The sequence below is a fragment of the Bacillota bacterium genome (assembly GCA_012839765.1).
GTDB lineage: Bacteria > Bacillota > Limnochordia > DUMW01 > DUMW01 > DUMW01.
On sequence record DUMW01000099.1, the window covers coordinates 1 to 17289 of the forward strand.

Sequence of the window (17289 nt, forward strand, 5' to 3'; positions counted from 1 at the left end):
CTCCGCGAAACTGCAATTATCTGATAAGTTCGCGGAATTTTCTGGATCTCCTGCAACGCCACAAAACTTTTTCTCGCGACAACGAAAAACCGTCCCAACCCCACAAACCTTATGTCAAAACCTCAGTTGTTCCAGGGAACAGGCAGGAAAACCTAATTCCGGAAGCGAAATTATATGCTAAAGAACGTAATCGGGTAAGGTTGGTTCGGGTCTGTTGTGACAGCTTTCACAGCATTCTTATATGAAAAAGCACAGAACCCAAGTCTGGTTTGCTAGTGACGAATTGACGACTAATGTAGGGCAGGAAGATCACGTAAAAAAAGAGGCGCTTATCTATATGATTCAAACTGTGTGCTACTTATTTTCTGTTATCTTTGTTTTGTTAAGTTTCACTGTAGTCTTGCCCTTCTTAAGAAAATTTTCACGGAGTTTTTCTGCCCATCTCTTCGCTGTTGGGATCGTACTCCTCTCGGGTAGTACCATTTTCCTCGTAGTCATTGCCGTACGGGAAAGACTCCCCTGCCTCTGGATAGTGCTAGTCGGCCTTGGTACCTTCTTGGTCGCGGTCAGCGGCAGCAATTGTTGCACAGACCTTCTCCATCTCAGTGAATCCTACCGATCTATCGCCTTGCGGGACCCTTTAACCGGGATTCTAAACCGCCGGGGATTTGTGGAGGCAGTGCGGCTAGAGCTAAGCCGCACAAGGAGAAATCTCCAGCCCTTTACCATCGCCTTTTTCGATATTGATAACTTCAAAGACATCAACGATACCTACGGCCATCCCCATGGGGACAAACTGCTCCAGTTTGTCGGACAAGTCTGTATGAAAACCTTCCGAAAAAGCGACTGTGTAGCCCGGTTCGGGGGCGATGAGTTTTGTGTTCTCTTCCCCCAGACCACCAAGGAAGAGGCAACCCACATCGTGGACCGTTTCTGTGATGTACTAAAAGCCTTAACTGCCCAACAAGGGGTCACCATCGAACTGAGTGCAGGATTGGCCAGTTTCCCCGAAGACGGTCAGGATCTTCCCACCTTGTTGCATCGGGCCGATGAGATCATGTACGCCTCCAAGAGGCAAAGCAGAAGACACGACCTAGAAGAAAAGCCGCCAACAGCCCAGACCAATTAGAAGGCAACCGGCGACAAGGGAACCCCGGCGGTTGAACCAATGTTCCCGATGATACCGTCCTGCCAAGGATCCTAGATATACCAATCCGACGCAGACCAGGGAAACCAGGGGAATATGCCACCAGGTAAAGCCGATCAAAGAGGCGGCAAACCCGGCCACCAAGGCGTCCAGACCCAAGGCCAAACCCAAAAGAACTGACTCCAACCGATCCAAAGACCCGGACCGGTCCAGGTCAAAGGCTCCCGGATCCTTCAAGAAACCGACCCGATCCAAGAAGGCCAAAAAGCGAATTTTCCTGCGTAGCTGGTGGAAACAGGACCTTAGTCCCTGTAACAACTGCCCAAGTCCGATGACCATCAACACCCCGCCCCCAAGGATCCGCGCCACTCCCCCTGGGATCAACCCGGTGGCGGATTGACCAAGAAATAGGGACAATCCTAATAAAGAGGCGGTACACAAACCGATGATGAGTAGACTGGATACAGGAATCCTGATCCCTTGCAGGCTATAGGCCACTCCCACTGTGAAGCTATCTAGACTGACAGAGATAGCCAATAACAAGACAGACCATAGGGGCATCGTTTCCCTCCTTGCACTGGTTTTCTATAACCTATGCAAGGAGCCGATGCAGGGTGCTTTGGCCCATCGGTGATGAGGGATCTGTTCGCCTTCCTTCTCCGGACCATCCCAGGCTAGGGGAAAAGGATACTCCAGTGGGCGTAGACATTAATTTTAAACCAATAGCAAATGAAGGCTGGGGACATTTTTGTGGAAGTATTAATTGGTACACGGAGCCTCTCGTAACGCGATTGACCTCGGACAGAAGGGGAATAACAAGACCTGTCCAAGGGCTTTCTCTTGGTTTTCCAGACCCCAAGGAGGATTACTAGACACGTCTTTGTGCGACTCAGAGGACAGGTATGCCGACGTGAACCACAATCCCTCCGACCAATACCAGCCCATACCCTGAAATATCGCCCTGAGCCCGCAAACTACCCTGGTCTCATTTCCAATTATCGCTAACTCAGCTCTTCCATTGAGGCTGTACCGAATCCCTGAGAATAGGATATGTCCATCCCCAACTCTTCAACCCCGAAGCGAACCCGGTTGTGACGATATCAATTAGGGGACCGGGTCCAAAACTCACCCAAGTCCCCTCTAGGTTACCCCATACAGACTCTCGCCACATCAATCCCGCAAGACCGGATTTGTACCTGGTGTTCAGTGGGGCGATCTGTCCGAAACCACCATACACGACTCGGTGGTCGACAGTCTCCCTGTTAGAACTCCTCGAAGAAGATAAACTGTTCGCGATAGAAACTAAGCATTCCACCGAATATGGCATCGAGCAAGGCTTCATCGGCCCAGATGAACCAGTCACCATCTTCCATCTCCAGACGGATATCTACGGTGGCGGTGCGCTTCTTCCCGTCATAATCTCGTAGCAGGCCAAGGAACAAATGCTGCAATTCTTCCTCGGTGGGTTCAGCCTGTCCCGAAAAGAATGCCTCCATGTAGAGGGTCATCACCTGGTCCACATACACCTGCAGGATCCTCTGCAAATCTAGATTCGTAATCTCCGTTCGCACAATCGCTTCCTGACCATCTGCTAGCGTAGATGTGGAAAGCACATTGAACTCAAGGTTCTCAAACAGCATCCGCCAATACTCAACATCAAGTTCCGTGGGTTCTACTTCGCTGAAGTCCTCGAGCGGAAACTCGCCGGTGGGATCAGCATCTCGGAAATACCGCAGTACTGTCTCCAGGTCCATCTCCTTCAACGCGTTCAACGCCTCGGTAACGACCAAGTCTGGGGCTGTTTCCCCATAGCAAGGGGACGCCAATACCGAGATCAAGAACAAAACCATAGGCAGCCAACTGAATTTGCGCATCTAGCATCCTCCGTCCAGAGATATAGTGACTGTTCTTTCGGCAGGGTCACCGTTCTGGTGATATCCACTGCTTAGTCTAACCAAGTCCAGTTACAGATACTCCTCCCTTTGGTGAAAAAGCGCAGATAATATCTTTCCGCAATCGAGATTCTTCTCCTCCTCATCCCCGAACACCTGGTTCCAAAGTGCCTCCCCGCCTCCTTCTGGGAAACAGCAGCAGCAAAGGAACATACCCCTTCTTTCTTGCTGGCCTTTCACTGCGCGTTTACCCCTCCGGGCAGTGGACACGGCCCTGGACCCAAGTAGCAAAAGGGACGGTCAGACTCCATAGCTGGGTAGCATCGTCCGAGCCTTAGCGTAGCCGCGAAATCTATATCGACGCGCGCAAAAAGCAGCGGGTCACATCACTTCACAGCCCACCGGAAGGCCCCTTGGGTTTCCCCCATCGGATCAAGCACCCAAGGACGAATCATCCCATTTGCGTACAGACAACATCGGAGTAACTCAGCAGTGAATTCGGGCAGACGGCTCACCCTCCTTGGTTACCCTAAGGACGACTCAACCGTTACCCCCACTAGCAGGTATTAGGTCTTTTCACTGGGATCAGGTTCAAGAGAGATCAAGGAAACTGGATTAGCCTGAAGCAGGCTTTGGCGGCAGGGAAACACGTCTTCCGGTTTTGTGCACAAAAAATGGTGGACCCGAGGAGATTCGAACTCCCGACCTCTGCGATGCGAACGCAGCGCTCTCCCAGCTGAGCTACAGGCCCACGCAAGATGTATTATACACCATAAGAAGCGATCATACAAGGGTCTAACACACTTGGTTTTAAGGATTTTCCATCCACAGATTCACAAGCTCCCCAAAAACGCCCTGGGGCCCGACCCCTCCCACATTGCGCACCTGGTTCCGCACCAAAAACAGCCGGCTGGGGGCCGGTAAAAACAGCATGGGCACCTCTTCCGCAATAATCCGCTGGGCTTGTCCGTAAATTGCAGCCCGCTCCGCGGCGTCCAATGTGCTGGCGCCCAACTCAAAGAGGCGATCCACCTCCGCCTCCCAGGCGGTCCTGGGTGAATCCTGCATCGGCAGCCACAGGTGGAAATATCCAGTGGAATGCCAGATATCCCAACCATCGTGGGGATCCATTCCACTTTTCATGCCCAAAAGCACACAATCCCAATCCCCTGTGGTAATCTTCCGCACAAAAACGTTGGTGTTGACGGGGGTATGTTCCACCGTCACTCCCAGCTGCAGCAGGTCCGTCACCACCAGATCGGCGATCTGAACCCGTTCGGGGTTGTCGGCACTGGAACACAGGCGCAACTCCACCGGCCAGCCCCTGGGAGAATGCAGTCGCCCGGCTTCATCCCAGAAATAACCGGCAGCGGCCAAAAGCTCCCGGGCCCGTCCGAGATCGTGGTCATAGACCGTTACGTCTGACTCATGGAAAAACCGCGAGGCGGGACTCACAAAGGCCTGCTGTTTCACTGCCCGGTTGCCATATACCTCGTGGACAATCCGGTCCTGATTGATGCTATAAGCCACCGCCTGTCGGAAGGCCCGGTCGGTCAACACTTCATACTTTTCCTCGGGCAGTACCGTTGTCCGTTGGTTGAAGACCAAAACATTGCTGGAAAAGCCCGCACCCAGATCATAGAGGGTATATCCTTCGGGGACTTGGTGCAACAGGGCCCGATCAGTACCAGGCTTTAACTCGAAGATATCCACCCGCCCGTCAGCCAAGTCCTGGTAATGTCGGGTAAGGTTCTGATTGGTACGAATCACCACCCGGGTAAGGTAGGGCAATGCATTACCCCGGGCATCCCGTTTCCAGTACCGGGGGTTACGTAAAAGGATCACTTGCCTCCCCACCTGATACTGTACCAGCTGGAAGGGACCAGTCCCCACCACATCGGATAAGGGGCTGTCCAGATCCCAGGTCCGGGAAAACTCCCCCTTTAGCCAGGGTTCCAAGAGCTTGTGGCGCGGCATGATCTTCATCGTTAGTGCGGAAAGCAGAGGGGAAAAGGGTCTAGGCAGGATCAACCGGATGGTGTAATCGTCCACTTTCTCGTACCTAAAGGGCTTACCATCCACATAAAACTCTTCACGGTAAATAAACGGCAAAGTCTCGTCGAAGACCAGGTTCAAGGTGAAAATCACATCATCGGCGGTGAAGGGCGTGCCATCATGCCAGAGGACATCCCGCCGCAGATGGAAGGTCCATATGGTACCGTCGGAACTGAACTCCCAACGCGACGCCAACGCGGGCACCAACTCACCGGTGGCATAGTCATATTCCACCAGACTGTCGAAGATGTAATCTAAAATCAAAAGGGAGGTCTGGTCTTCTGCCATGAAATAGTTGAAGGTCCGGGGGGTTCCCACCACACTGAAGGTCAAGCTACCCCCGTACTGACCGGTACTTGCATCCGCCACCTTCACCACGGGACAAAGGAGTAACATAGCACAACAAAGGATAGCAACAATAGTGCGCATGTTCTACTTCCTCCCGAAAATGACGTTCCTATATCTATTCGTTACCCGCGCCAAGAACTCCTTTTCCAAGTCTAGGACTTTTTTACCTAAAGATCCGTCCTTTCTGCATATACTAGCGGTGAAGAACAAGAATAGGGAGTTGAGGGTTCCGATGAAACACTGGATACTAACTATGGCAGCCATCCTCCTCGCCATTGCCCTACTGGTCCTCTACCAACGGCCGGCAAAGGAAAGGGATCCCTGGGCCCTTTTGCTGACCACCACCCAACCCCGGGGTACTAAGGCGCTAGATTACTCGCCCCTTGTGGCCCAGCTTGAAGAATACATCGCCGCCGTAGACAACGCCCAGTTCGGCATCTACTTTCAGGATCTCCATTCGGGCCAGGCCTTTGGGATCAACGAGGAGCACCCCTTCACCGCCGCCAGTACCATTAAGGTCCCCTTAGTTCTATATCTCAACCATCTGGTCGCCGAAGGCAAGGAAGACTTTAACACCCGGATCCGTTATGTGCCGGAACGACACCACCAGGGGGGCAACGGTGTTTTGCAATATGATGGCCGGGAAGAGTTCGAATATTCCCTCCGGATCCTGAGCAATCTGACCATCACCATCAGTGATAACATAGCCACGGCGATGTTACTGGACTATCTGGGCCGACCTAACTTCGTCGATTACATGAAAAGCCTCGGGGGCAAGACAGTCTATCCCACCGGTAAAAACGTGACCACCGCCCGGGATATGGGGGTCTACCTCAACGCACTATTGGACTTCGCAAAAGAACATCCCCACCTCGGGCAGCGGATCCTAGATGACATGGCCCACTCCATTTTCCATATCGGCATCCCCCAATTCTTACCCAAAGACATTGTCGTCGCCCACAAGGAAGGAGATCTGGACGGAGTCACCAACGACGTGGGAATCGTCTTTACAGAACACCCCTATATCCTCGCGGTCCTTTGCATGGGCGGCATCAGCTATGACGAAGGGTTTGCCCACATCGGGGCCATCAGCAGACTGGTGTATGACTACCAGTCCCAGCTGTCCCGCCACTAGCCAGCGGTAAAGTGTGCCAGTGATGAAACCGCACCACCCCGGCAACACTACAACCACAGGAAAACTGGAGAGGTGGACAATCTTTGCAAGTAACATCGATCTTCCAAAACATCGAAATCACTGTGCCCATCTTACCTTCCCTGGCCAGGCTCTTTGAGCGCCGCACCGAAACCTACGGTCCCGGGGAAGAAGTCGCCCCCCATCTAAAGATTCACTTTTCCCAAAGCGCACCCGCGGAACTGGTCCAGCGGATCCGCCACGGCAAGTTTGACGATCCCCACTGGGTTAAGCTGTGCCTGATGGGCAGCCGCCTTCGCACCCTGCGGGACTTGCGGGATCTTTTGGTGCTCAACTACCTGGGGGATCATTTCCAACGGAGCGGTCTTGTGCTTTACCCCCATCAGTTGAACGCCGTCAGAAAGGTGGTCCATCAGATGAACGGCCGGGCAATCTTGGCCGATGAGGTGGGGCTGGGGAAGACCATTGAAGCCGGCATGATCCTGAAAGAATATATTCTCCGCAACGAAGTACACAACGCTCTCATTCTCGTCCCCTCCACCCTGGTCTGGCAGTGGTTCTTTGAGCTGAAGGACAAATTCAATATCCCGGTACGCATCCAACGCACCCTTTACGATTGGGACAAAGGTGGGTATCTCATCGCCTCTATCGACACGGCTAAAAGGCCCGAAAACCGCGAGATTATTTGTCAACAACACTATGATCTGGTGATCGTCGATGAAGCCCACAAACTAAAGAACGAAAGGACCCAGAACTACCAGTTGGTAAACTCCATCGTGAAGAAGTATTTCTTGCTCTTGACCGCCACGCCAGTCCAAAACGATCTTAAGGAACTATACAACCTCATCAACCTGCTGCGCCCAGGGCAGCTGGGCACCTACCGGGATTTTCAAAACAACTTCACCCTCGATAAGCGCATCACCCAAAACACCGAAAGGTTAAGGGAATTGATCAGCTCCGTCATGATCCGCAACCGGCGGGGAAAGGACACCATCGAACTTCCCCAGCGCATCGTGAACTTGGTACCGGTAACCATGACCGAGGGGGAAGCAAAGCTGTATCAGCAGATCCTGGAATTCGTCCGGATCAGGACGGAACTGGTACCTGGTAACATACTTGCGGATCTCACCCTACTACGGGAAGCCTGTTCCAGTCCCCAGGCGGTAGCTTTCACCTTGGAAAACATCCTTGATCAAGGGGTGGGCGCAAGCGCCTGTCAATATCTATGCCATCTTTTGGGTTTGGCCCTATCCATCGAGCGCACCGCCAAGATGGACTGCATCCTGGAGCTTTTGGAGCAGCTTGATGAAAAGGTCATCATCTTTACGGAGTACAAGGCCACCCAGCTGGCCCTGTGGCGGCTCCTTACCCAAAAGGGGTACCCGACGTTGATCTTTAACGGGGAGCTTTCCCGCAGTCAAAAGCACTGGATCCGTTCCCTTTTCAAAGTCAAAGCCCAAGTGCTCGTCTCCACGGAGTCGGGGGGAGAAGGACTTAACCTACAGTTTTGTCGGAACGTGATCAATTTCGATCTCCCCTGGAACCCACTGCGCATCGAACAGCGCATCGGGCGGGTCCACCGCCTAGGCCAAACCAAGGACGTCCAGATCTTCAACCTGGCCACCACCAACACCATCGAGGAACACATCCTTTACCTGCTCCATGAAAAGTTGGACCTCTTCCGCCAGGTGGTGGGAGACCTGGACAGCATCCTCAGCAAGAAGGGCACAAACTTCGAACAGCGGCTGGCAACCCTGCTCCTCAAACATAGGGAGAAAAATGCCCTCTTGTCTGCCCTGGACAGGTTTGCCCAGGAGCTAACAACCAAAAAGCAACGGGATGCGTCCCAGCAAACCAATCTGGAAGCACTACTGGGAGGATAGATGATGGAACAGGCTGTGAAGGAATTTACCTTAGAGTTCTTTGCCACCCTGGGGGCAGCCCTCCATGACCAGGGGGGACTGCTCCGGGTCCAGTTGACCGACGATCAAGTCAGTGAAATCGAAAACCGGTTCAGCAAGCCTGCGGTATGGGAGTTTGTCTTCACGAAAGAGGATCTTGACCGCTACCCCCAGGCAGAACTCTTGCGACCCGGTTCCCGGCGGTTGGACCAACTGATCGACACCGCGGCCCACAAGGGCTGGCTTTGCCGGCGATATATCAGCAAGGGAGCTTCGGTCCTCCGGCCCCATATTCTCTTTCACTTCCGTCTAACCTTCACTGGAAGCCACCAACCCGACCGGCTCCTTTCCCTCGGTGTGGACTTAACCAGGGGCATCCTAGTGGAGGATTTGGCAAAGCAAGTGGAAAGGGAGCAGGGAGAAAGCTCTCCTCCGGCGGGGGTTACCCTGCTGCCCCGGAAGATCGGTTACCGCCGGGCGTACCGCCTGGCCTGTGAAGGAATCAAAGCATTGCTCCAGGCAGAAGACCACCGTTGGGCGGAGAGTGCCGCCCTCAGCCTGACCCAAGAACGCCGGCACCTGCAGGAGCACTACCGCCGTCTCCAAGAGCAACAGCCGGGACAGGATCTGGCCAAGGAACTAGAGACCCGCCTCCGGGAACAAGAACAGCGCTTCTCCCCGAAGATCCTGGCCTACCCGGTGGCTACGGAACTTGTGTTTTTGCCGGAAAATTAAGGGCCCTGCTTGCGGGGCCCTTGGGTTGGAATGGGGGTAACATTACTCCTGCGGGGACTTTAAGTCAGCAATCACTGCGGCCAGGACGTTGGCGAACAATTCTGCGGACTTAAGGGCCTGCTTGAGTGTGTTCCCACGGTAATCACCGATATAGACCACCACTGAGTTATCCAGGTAATTGCCGTTGAGATTCTCATGTTTCACCTGGATCCGTCGCAGCAACCCCGGATACATCTCTTCCATTTTGTCCCGCAGCTTTTCCGCAAAGGCCAAATTGGCTGCGGCTCTGGGGTTGCTGGCGTCGCCGGTCACCAGCAGGATGGTTGCGGCCTCTTCACCGTTAATCTTGGTCACCGTATACCCCTCACCCCGGTCGGGCAAGCCGTCCCGATGCACGTCGATCACAAACTCGATGGTGGGGTACTTCTGCAGGGCCGCTTCGATGGTACTCTTTGCCCGGGTGTAGGCCTCACTCCAACGGGGATAATCATGGACTGTGACATCGTGCACCGCCAGGATCCCCTTGGTGGCAAGGTGATTCACCAACGCCTCCCCCACTCGCACAATGTCCCCTTCCTGACCCTTGGTGGTGTTAGCTTCATTGGGCGAGTAGTTCTCCGATGCGTGCGCATGGTACACCAGCACACTGACTTCCACCGTCGGCGGTGGCGCCACGTCCTCAACCTCTGTCCGCGGCTCCTCCGGTGGTGGGGGCTCCGCCCCGGGGAAGAGTCCAAAGATCTTTGCGGCAATCGCTCCCACAACAACCAGTACTATTAGGATGAACACAAGACCTGGCCCGTCTTTTTTGGGTGTTCGTAAGTTAGCCATGTCCTTTCCCCCCTTCCGAGATAAATATATTCCGCCCCCAGGCGAAATATAACAGGGAGGATGACAAGTCCAAAAAAGACGGGCCGCCTACATATCAGAGGGGTCCCGTACCCGCGGGAACCACTTTGCTCTCTTCGGCGGTGAAGTGCCAGCGCACCACACCGGCACCCGCCGTTCCTAGGTCCATACCATTTACCCGGAGAGTAACCACATCACCGCGCCCAAACTTGGCATAGATCTCGGTCCCCTGAAACATTCTGATCTCACCGATCGGCAGAAAATCATAGTAGGCCCGCTGGCCATCGACATAAAGTTCCAGCCAACAACTGTCCTCCGCCGAAACCTCCAATACCAAGGACGGGGCCACAGCCTGCACCCCAGCCAGGCCTTCTTCGGCCCCCACGTCCTCCTGTTCACCCGTCTGCGGTGGCGTGGCGTCCACCGGTTCCTCGGGCAACTGTGCCGGCTCCTCCGACATTTCTTCCTCTAGTTCCCTTTCCTCTTGCTCTACCCCCACTGCGGGGTTCGTCCCCGGCTCCGGCGGTACCACTGCGGTGTCCGCCGGCGGTGCCAAGGCATCCACATCGGACCCCAGTCCTTCCTCCTGCCACACTCCAGAACTGGGTAGATTCGGCTCCGCTGGCGTCGGCCGGTAGTATTCCCACAGTTTGTACCCGATGAAGGCCAGGATCACCAAAAGCAAAGCGGTTAGAATCGCCCGTCCGAAGGAAGGTTTGGCTATCTTCAGTTCCCGGATGCTGGCATCTTGGCTAGCGGCACTCTGGCCATAGGAAGTTTCGTCTTCGACCACCGTGGGCCCCTTTAACTGCTCGTACCAGGTGAGCACATTCTCCCCAGGCACTCCCACTGCCTCCGCGTAGCTTTTCAGGAAACCCTTCAAGTATACCTCGCCGGGGATCACCTCAAAGTCGCCTTCCTCGATAGCCCGCAGATACTTGATCCGGATCTTGGTGATCTGCTCTAACTCCTCGAGGGTGATTCCCTTCTTCTGCCGCTCTTGGTAAAGAAAGTCGCCCAACTCCCGCACAATTCTTCCCCCCCTTTGCCCTTCGGCATTACTCCGTAGCTTTGTATTCCGTTGAACGAACTAAGACCTCCCGGGGTTTGCTCCCCAGGGACGGTCCCACAATCCCGCGGGCTTCCATCATGTCAATGAGGCGACCGGCCCGGTTGTAACCGATCCTGAACCGGCGCTGCAACATGGAAACCGAAGCTTGTCCCGTCTCCAGCACCAACTGCACCGCTTCATCGTACAGCTCGTCGGTTTCGTCGAAAACGTCCCCCACGGTGTCGGGCTCAGTGATCTCCACGATGTACTCGGGACTACCTTGTTTTTTCCAAAAGGTCACCAACTTGTTGACCTCTTCATCAGATACGAAGGCTCCCTGGGCCCGAAAAGGTTTGGTGGCTCCCATGGGGTAAAAGAGCATATCACCTTTACCCAACAATCGCTCGGCACCTACACAGTCAAGAATCGTGCGGGAGTCCACCCCCGAGGAAACGGCAAAGGCAATCCGCGATGGGATGTTAGCCTTGATTAGACCCGTAATCACATCCACCGAAGGCCGCTGGGTGGCAATCACCAGGTAAATCCCCGCAGCCCGAGCCATCTGGGCCAAACGGCAAATGGACTCCTCCACATCCTTGGCCGCCACCATCATCAAATCCGCCAGCTCATCGATAACCACCACGATCCGCGACAAATAAGCCAGTTCTTCCTCCGCCTCCGTGGGTTCTTTAGTAGTTTGCTTTTCCACCCAGCGATTATACCCGTCAATATTCCGCACCCCCACCTCGGCAAAGAGGGAGTACCGCCTTTCCATCTCTCTGACCACCCACTTGAGGGTTTCCGAAGCCTGCCGGGGGTCCGTCACCACCGGAGCGATCAGATGGGGGATCCCATCGTAAACCGCCAACTCCACCCGTTTCGGGTCAATCAGGATCAGCTTCACCTCATCGGGCTTAGCACCATAAAGTAAACTAGCGATGATGCAGTTGATACACACACTCTTTCCAGAACCGGTGGCCCCGGCAATAAGCAGGTGGGGCAAACGATCCAGGGAGGCAATCACCGGTTTTCCCGCCACGTTCTTCCCCACGGCCACCGCGAGCTTAGAGGTGGCGTTGCGGAACTCATCGGTATCCAAAAGCTCCCGCAGGTAGACACTTTCCGTTTCCCGATTGGGCACCTCGACCCCCACCACCGATTTTCCGGGCACCGGTGCCTCAATCCGTACATCCTGGGCCGCTAGGGCCAAGGCAATATCATCCGCGAGGCCAGTGATACGGCTCACCTTGATCCCCGCGGGGGGCTGAATCTCAAACCGGGTGACCACCGGACCCCGCAGCACATTGGCGATCTTGGCCTCGATCCCGAAACTCCGTAAGGTCTCCAGAAGAAGCTCCCCCGCCTCCTGGATACCATCATCGGAGACAGGCTGCGGCTTCTTCTTCTGCAAAAGGGACAGGGGAGGCAACCGCAAGGTCCCCTTGGGCTTCTTGACCGAAGCCGACCCGCTCTTGGGCGGCTTCTTCGACGGCTTCGAAGGCACCTCTTCGTGCTCTTCGTCCAAGGGTTCCAGCTCTTCCTCCTCTACTTCCAGCTCCTCCTCCAGGGGCAGGGTCTCTTGCTTTGCCCCTAGGGGCAGTTCCTCCGTCTCCTCTTCCTCCAGGTCCCCGAACTCCTCCTCCGCCCCCTTCCGCCGGAACAACCAGTCCCGCAACTGAGACAATTCATCCACCAGGCCCTGGCCGAAATGGACCAGCCCCCGCCCCAGTAGGCCGAAGACCCCGGTGAATCGTCCCGCCACCCACTGGGTCTGCCGGGACAGTGGGGTATCGATGAAAAGCTCAATGGCAATCAAGGTTGCTGCCACGAGGACGATGTAGGTACCCTTGCTGCCAAAGGCCTTCAGCAGGGCTGCAGCCAGGATCCGCCCCAACACCCCGCCACCATCGCTATACTTCTCCGTGGTGGGAAAGGACACAGGGGTACGCACCAGATGTAAGACCACAACCAAAACCAGTCCCAGCAAGATCAGGGCCAAGGTACGGGATCGGCCGATGGTCCCGACATATCCCTTCAAGAAGGTGGCACCACCGCAGAAAAACAGGATCAAAAGCGCGATGGGGGCCGCTGAACCAAGGAGCCAACGGCATACTTCCGTCATATACTTCCCCACCACACCGGTTACTGGCCAATACAGGCCGATCAGGCCAAAGATGGCAACAGCCATCACAATGATCCCGATGATCTCCCCACGCCGACGGGAGGATACCAGTTTTGTCTCACTGCCTGTGGCAAGACCACCCTGATTCACCATTAATCACCTCAAGTAAGACATCAACACTAGATTCGACACAAGATTTACAAATACCTTTAGCGGAGCATAACCACCGCTCCATGGCGTCCCGTAGCGGAATACCCCTGCTGTTGGGCCCCACGGTGGGAAAAGAACAAATCCCCGTGGCACTTTGTACAAAGACCACTCACCAGGATGTTCCCGGAGGGCAGACCGTAGTCCACAAGAATTTGCCTGTTGATCCCCTGCAGATCCAAGGTGGAATCAACGGGCCGCCCAAACTTCTCCGCAAAGAGCCGGCGGACCTCCTCCCCCACCGTATAACAACAGGCACCGATGGCGGGACCAATTATGACCTGGATCCGATCCAGGTCACAGCCGAATTGTCCCTCCAGGACCCTAAGCATACGGGCGGCGATCCCTTCCAGGGTACCCCGCCAACCGGCATGGGCCACAGCACACACCCGCGGTGCCGGACAATAATACAGCAGGGGTACGCAATCGGCATAGAAACATACCAAAGGTACACCCCGCTGGGCCGTCACCAGGCCGTCCACCTCCCAGAGTCCCTCCTGGCTTTGGGCTCCCCGACCGGCCTCGGCAGCACCAACGATCGCGATGTCTGTTCCGTGGACCTGGGCAGCACAGGTCATCAATTCCGCAGAAAAACCCAGGGCCCGGGCCAGGCGGCGGCGATTCTCCAACACTAGCCCAGGCTCATCACCCACATGCAAGCCCAGGTTCAGGGTACCGTAGGGTCCAGTACTGACCCCCCCACCCCGGGTGCTGACGCAAAGAACAGCGTCCTGCGCACCCACCGCCTCCAAGAACAACAAGCCTCCCCTACGTCGCCAAGCCAGTTTCATCCGACTTCACCGGGTCCCCACACGTAGCACGAAGACCCAGTGTGACCTCCTTTCCTCCGGGGCTTTCACCGTGCAGCCCAAATCAAAACAGCAAGGATCCCGGTTACCCACAAACCCTGCCTCTCGGCCTAATCGTCCTTGGCAGACCGTCTCTGATCCGCCAGCAGACCTTCCAATTCCTCGAGGAAACGGTTAATATCCTTAAACTGCCGATAGACCGAAGCAAAGCGCACGTAAGCCACCTCATCGGTCTTCAGCAAAGCATCCATCACCAGCTCCCCGATAAACTGGGAACTTACCTCCCGTTGACCCGTGGCATAGATCCTCCGCTCGATCTCATCTACCATCTGCTCCACCTGTTGGCCACTCACCGGTCGCTTTTCCAGAGCCTTGATCATGCCGCCGATGATCTTGTTCCGATCATACATCTCCCGCCGGCCATCCTTCTTCACCACCATTAAAGGATACTCCTCGGGCCGTTCATAGGTGGTAAAACGGCGTTTGCAGACACTGCATTCCCGCCGGCGGCGGATGGCATTGCGTTCCTGTATCATCCGGGTGTCCACCACCCGGCTACCACTCTGTGCGCAAAAGGGACATCTCACCCCGTCACCGCCGCGATCCACCGTTTTAGATCCACGGCGGCCCACCCCCTTCTTAATTCTCTTCTCCGTCCGTTCCTCAAGCAAAGCAACGAGATAACCAGCTCCCTGGCCACCGACACCGGAACCCTATTGCCAATCCTTAGCCTACACCGGAAATATGACCCTTACAACCAAGGGACACCGACTATGTAATCGTATGTGAGGCGCATCATCGCGTCCGGTGGCATCCCTTCCTATTGTATATAACCCCCGTCTTGGTTCCGAAGGACCCCCGGGAGTAGGTCGTACCTGAGGGATGGGCCGGGTATCGTCGGCAAGAGGTCCTCCGCCCCGGAGGCTACTACCCGGCCACGGTTTTCCGCGGTTTTAGACAGCCCTGGACAAAGGCCCGGTAGGGCTGAGAAAACCGCTATAATTCAATTGTACTGCAATTGCAGGGGCATCGCAAATACAAGGGGCAGGAAATGGGGGAAGAAAAAAAGACAAAAAAAGAGCCGCACTGAACCTGCGGCCACTGGCAAGAGGTTATGTTTACCCTATGCACCCACGTTCGCTGGCAATTCCACGAGAATCACATCCACCCCGATCTTCTTGATCCTTTCGATGGGGATCTGGATATCCTCACCCCGGCCAAAGAAATTGAACAGCTTCTGGGGTGCAGGCAGAATCACTGCGTTGATCCGTCCCGTCTCTAGGTCCACGTCTAGATCGTAAATGTACCCTAGTTTGCGACCATCGGCAATATTCACTACATCCCGCATGCGTAACTCACTGGCTTTCAGTTGCACCGGCTACCCCTCCCACCTTCGGTAGGAATCATCCAGATACCTTAATATATGCAGGGGGAGGGAAAGGTGTTACTTTCCCGCGGCCAAGGCACTCCACCACTGGCGTAACTGCAATCCTCCCTTGACTAGCCACTGGGGTAAGTAGTCGATGAATTTCCATCGATACTGAATCTTCACCGTCCCAGTACCACTTTCGGCAGCCTCGGTGGTATTCTTGGGCACGATCTGGGTTTCCTGATCCTCGATAAGACACAGGGGCGGGAATAGCACACACCACCAATTGTCCCCCTGCCCCCCTCCGATGATCACCCGCACCGCCAGGTAATCACCCGCGGGCACCTCCAAATCCCCGTAGGTCCGATCAGGGAAGGGATGGACCCCCATCTCCACTTGTACTGGATAGTCGTAACCCATGGCGATCACAGGGCCCCGGGCCACCTCCGCCAACCAGGACAAGTTCTCCGCCAGGATCACCGCCGCCTCGTCCTTACTCTTCACATCCTGCAACAACTCCTTGGTGGCCAATCGCACCACATCCCGTACCAATAGTTTCAACTGCTGATCCTCAGGATCATTGCTGTTGGCCAGGATATGTAAACGAATCAACCGATCCGACAGGTCCTGTGGGGTTTGTTTCAGATTACCGGCCAGGACCCCGACGGTGATCATCGAAAGAAGAAGCAAGCTACATACAAACAACTTCATCCGCACTCGCTTAGCCACGTCACCAACCCCCTAAATACTCAACTGCCGTCGCAGATTCTTCAAAGCGGCCTTTTCCAAGCGGGAGACCTGGGCCTGGGAGATGCCGATCTCGTCGGCCACCTCCATCTGGGTCTTGCCGCCATAAAAGCGCATGGTAAGGATCTTCTTCTCCCGCTCCGACAACCGGGATAGACACTCCTTAATGGAGATACCCTCCACCCAGTTGGTGTCCTCGTCCTTCGCGTCGCTAATCTGGTCCATGACAAAGATGGGATCACCGCCATCATGGTAGATGGGCTCGAACAGGGAGATGGGGTCTTGGATGGCATCCAAGGCGAAGACCACTTCCTCCCTGGGAATCCCCAGTTCTTCAGCAATCTGGGTGATGGTAGGCTCGGCTCCGGTCTCGTTGGCTAACCGGTCCCGTACCTGCAAAGCCTTGTAGGCGATATCCCGCAAAGACCTTGACACCCGGATGGGGTTGTTGTCCCTTAAGTAGCGTCTGATTTCCCCGATAATCATCGGCACGGCATAGGTAGAAAAACGTACATTCTGACTCAAATCAAAGTTGTCGATGGCTTTCATTAATCCGATACAACCCACTTGAAAAAGATCATCAAGATGCTCGCCCCGGTTGCTAAACCTTTGGATCACACTGAGCACCAACCGCAGATTACAGCGTACCAACTCCTGACGGGCCTCGTCGTCCCCCTCCTTCACCTGTTTCAGGAGTTCCATCATCCGCTCATTTTTCAGCACGGGCAATTCCGATGTGTTGACCCCACAGATTTCCACCTTGTTGGGCACTTTCATGACATCCCTCCCTCCTCAACACCGTATTCTCATTATTGCCACCTTCCGCCGGCTTTATTCTTTTTTGTACTAAGGGAGGAATGTATCCGATGGGCCGGTAATATCTATTAATAATATAGATGACTTT

The 17289-nt window shown here is 55.0% G+C and carries 14 protein-coding genes, 1 tRNA gene and 1 pseudogene; 4 read left to right on the plus strand and 12 right to left on the minus strand.

All coding sequences use genetic code 11. The annotated features are described in order from the left end of the window. The first annotated feature begins 532 nt into the window (after positions 1-532). Positions 533-1129 carry a GGDEF domain-containing protein gene (locus GXX57_09855; protein ID HHV44952.1) on the plus strand — a complete coding sequence of 199 codons (597 nt, stop codon included), beginning with the start codon at positions 533-535 and terminating at the stop codon, positions 1127-1129. Here GXX57_09855 and GXX57_09860 read toward each other — a convergent pair. From GXX57_09860 to GXX57_09875, 4 genes are all read right to left on the minus strand, one after another. Then, positions 1094-1708, minus strand: a complete 615-nt coding sequence (locus GXX57_09860) for a hypothetical protein (GenBank protein HHV44953.1) — start codon at positions 1706-1708, stop codon at positions 1094-1096. The genes GXX57_09855 and GXX57_09860 overlap by 36 nt on opposite strands. Positions 1709-2409: 701 nt before the next feature. Further along, the gene (locus GXX57_09865; GenBank protein HHV44954.1) at positions 2410-3021 is read right to left on the minus strand and encodes a hypothetical protein; all 612 of its coding nucleotides are present in this window, start codon (positions 3019-3021) and stop codon (positions 2410-2412) included. A gap of 693 nt (positions 3022-3714) precedes the next feature. Next, positions 3715-3790: transfer RNA gene (locus GXX57_09870), tRNA-Ala, on the minus strand. 59 nt (positions 3791-3849) lie between these two features. Then, positions 3850-5523 (minus strand): ABC transporter substrate-binding protein, encoded by a 1674-nt coding sequence (locus GXX57_09875; protein ID HHV44955.1) that lies wholly within the window; start codon positions 5521-5523, stop codon positions 3850-3852. A 151-nt stretch (positions 5524-5674) separates the two neighbouring features. On the opposite strand from GXX57_09875, the gene GXX57_09880 reads away from it, so the two are divergent. The 3 genes from GXX57_09880 to GXX57_09890 all read left to right on the plus strand — a co-directional run bounded on the left by GXX57_09880 (position 5675) and on the right by GXX57_09890 (position 9231). Beyond that, positions 5675-6577, plus strand: a complete 903-nt coding sequence (locus tag GXX57_09880; GenBank protein ID HHV44956.1) for a serine hydrolase — start codon at positions 5675-5677, stop codon at positions 6575-6577. Positions 6578-6660: 83 nt separating this feature from the next. Then, positions 6661-8478, plus strand: coding sequence for a DEAD/DEAH box helicase (locus GXX57_09885; protein ID HHV44957.1), 1818 nt, complete (start codon positions 6661-6663; stop codon positions 8476-8478). Between the two features lie 3 nt (positions 8479-8481). Beyond that, on the plus strand, positions 8482-9231 hold the full coding sequence (locus GXX57_09890; protein HHV44958.1) for a hypothetical protein: 750 nt from the start codon (positions 8482-8484) through the stop codon (positions 9229-9231). 42 nt (positions 9232-9273) lie between these two features. Here GXX57_09890 and GXX57_09895 read toward each other — a convergent pair whose 3' ends face one another. The 8 genes and pseudogenes from GXX57_09895 to sigG all read right to left on the minus strand — a co-directional run bounded on the left by GXX57_09895 (position 9274) and on the right by sigG (position 17162). Next, on the minus strand, positions 9274-10062 hold the full coding sequence (locus GXX57_09895) for a hypothetical protein (GenBank protein HHV44959.1): 789 nt from the start codon (positions 10060-10062) through the stop codon (positions 9274-9276). Between the two features lie 859 nt (positions 10063-10921). Continuing rightward, positions 10922-11110, minus strand: a pseudogene (locus GXX57_09900) (helix-turn-helix domain-containing protein). 28 nt (positions 11111-11138) lie between these two features. Continuing rightward, a complete protein-coding gene (locus GXX57_09905; GenBank protein ID HHV44960.1) occupies positions 11139-13406 on the minus strand; it encodes a DNA translocase FtsK in 2268 nt (755 codons plus the stop codon). A 56-nt stretch (positions 13407-13462) separates the two neighbouring features. Continuing rightward, positions 13463-14251 (minus strand): peptidoglycan editing factor PgeF, encoded by a 789-nt coding sequence (gene pgeF / locus GXX57_09910; GenBank protein ID HHV44961.1) that lies wholly within the window; start codon positions 14249-14251, stop codon positions 13463-13465. Between the two features lie 128 nt (positions 14252-14379). Beyond that, a complete protein-coding gene (gene nrdR / locus GXX57_09915; protein ID HHV44962.1) occupies positions 14380-14856 on the minus strand; it encodes a transcriptional repressor NrdR in 477 nt (158 codons plus the stop codon). A gap of 536 nt (positions 14857-15392) precedes the next feature. Next, on the minus strand, positions 15393-15638 hold the full coding sequence (locus tag GXX57_09920) for a YlmC/YmxH family sporulation protein (protein HHV44963.1): 246 nt from the start codon (positions 15636-15638) through the stop codon (positions 15393-15395). A gap of 75 nt (positions 15639-15713) precedes the next feature. Next, positions 15714-16367, minus strand: a complete 654-nt coding sequence (gene spoIIR / locus GXX57_09925) for a stage II sporulation protein R (GenBank protein HHV44964.1) — start codon at positions 16365-16367, stop codon at positions 15714-15716. A gap of 12 nt (positions 16368-16379) precedes the next feature. Next, on the minus strand, positions 16380-17162 hold the full coding sequence (gene sigG, locus GXX57_09930; protein ID HHV44965.1) for an RNA polymerase sporulation sigma factor SigG: 783 nt from the start codon (positions 17160-17162) through the stop codon (positions 16380-16382). Between the last annotated feature and the right edge of the window lie 127 nt (positions 17163-17289).

Excerpts from the sequence above, each read along its gene's own strand:
- GXX57_09880 (HHV44956.1), top strand. The coding sequence starts at position 5,675 with ATGAAACACTGGATACTAACTATGGCAGCCATCCTCCTCGCCATTGCC.
- GXX57_09890 (HHV44958.1), top strand. The coding sequence starts at position 8,482 with ATGGAACAGGCTGTGAAGGAATTTACCTTAGAGTTCTTTGCCACCCTG.
- GXX57_09860 (HHV44953.1), bottom strand. The coding sequence starts at position 1,708 with ATGCCCCTATGGTCTGTCTTGTTATTGGCTATCTCTGTCAGTCTAGAT.
- GXX57_09905 (HHV44960.1), bottom strand. The coding sequence starts at position 13,406 with ATGGTGAATCAGGGTGGTCTTGCCACAGGCAGTGAGACAAAACTGGTA.
- GXX57_09895 (HHV44959.1), bottom strand. The coding sequence starts at position 10,062 with ATGGCTAACTTACGAACACCCAAAAAAGACGGGCCAGGTCTTGTGTTC.
- pgeF (HHV44961.1), bottom strand. The coding sequence starts at position 14,251 with ATGAAACTGGCTTGGCGACGTAGGGGAGGCTTGTTGTTCTTGGAGGCG.
- GXX57_09875 (HHV44955.1), bottom strand. The coding sequence starts at position 5,523 with ATGCGCACTATTGTTGCTATCCTTTGTTGTGCTATGTTACTCCTTTGT.
- GXX57_09865 (HHV44954.1), bottom strand. The coding sequence starts at position 3,021 with ATGCGCAAATTCAGTTGGCTGCCTATGGTTTTGTTCTTGATCTCGGTA.
- sigG (HHV44965.1), bottom strand. The coding sequence starts at position 17,162 with ATGAAAGTGCCCAACAAGGTGGAAATCTGTGGGGTCAACACATCGGAA.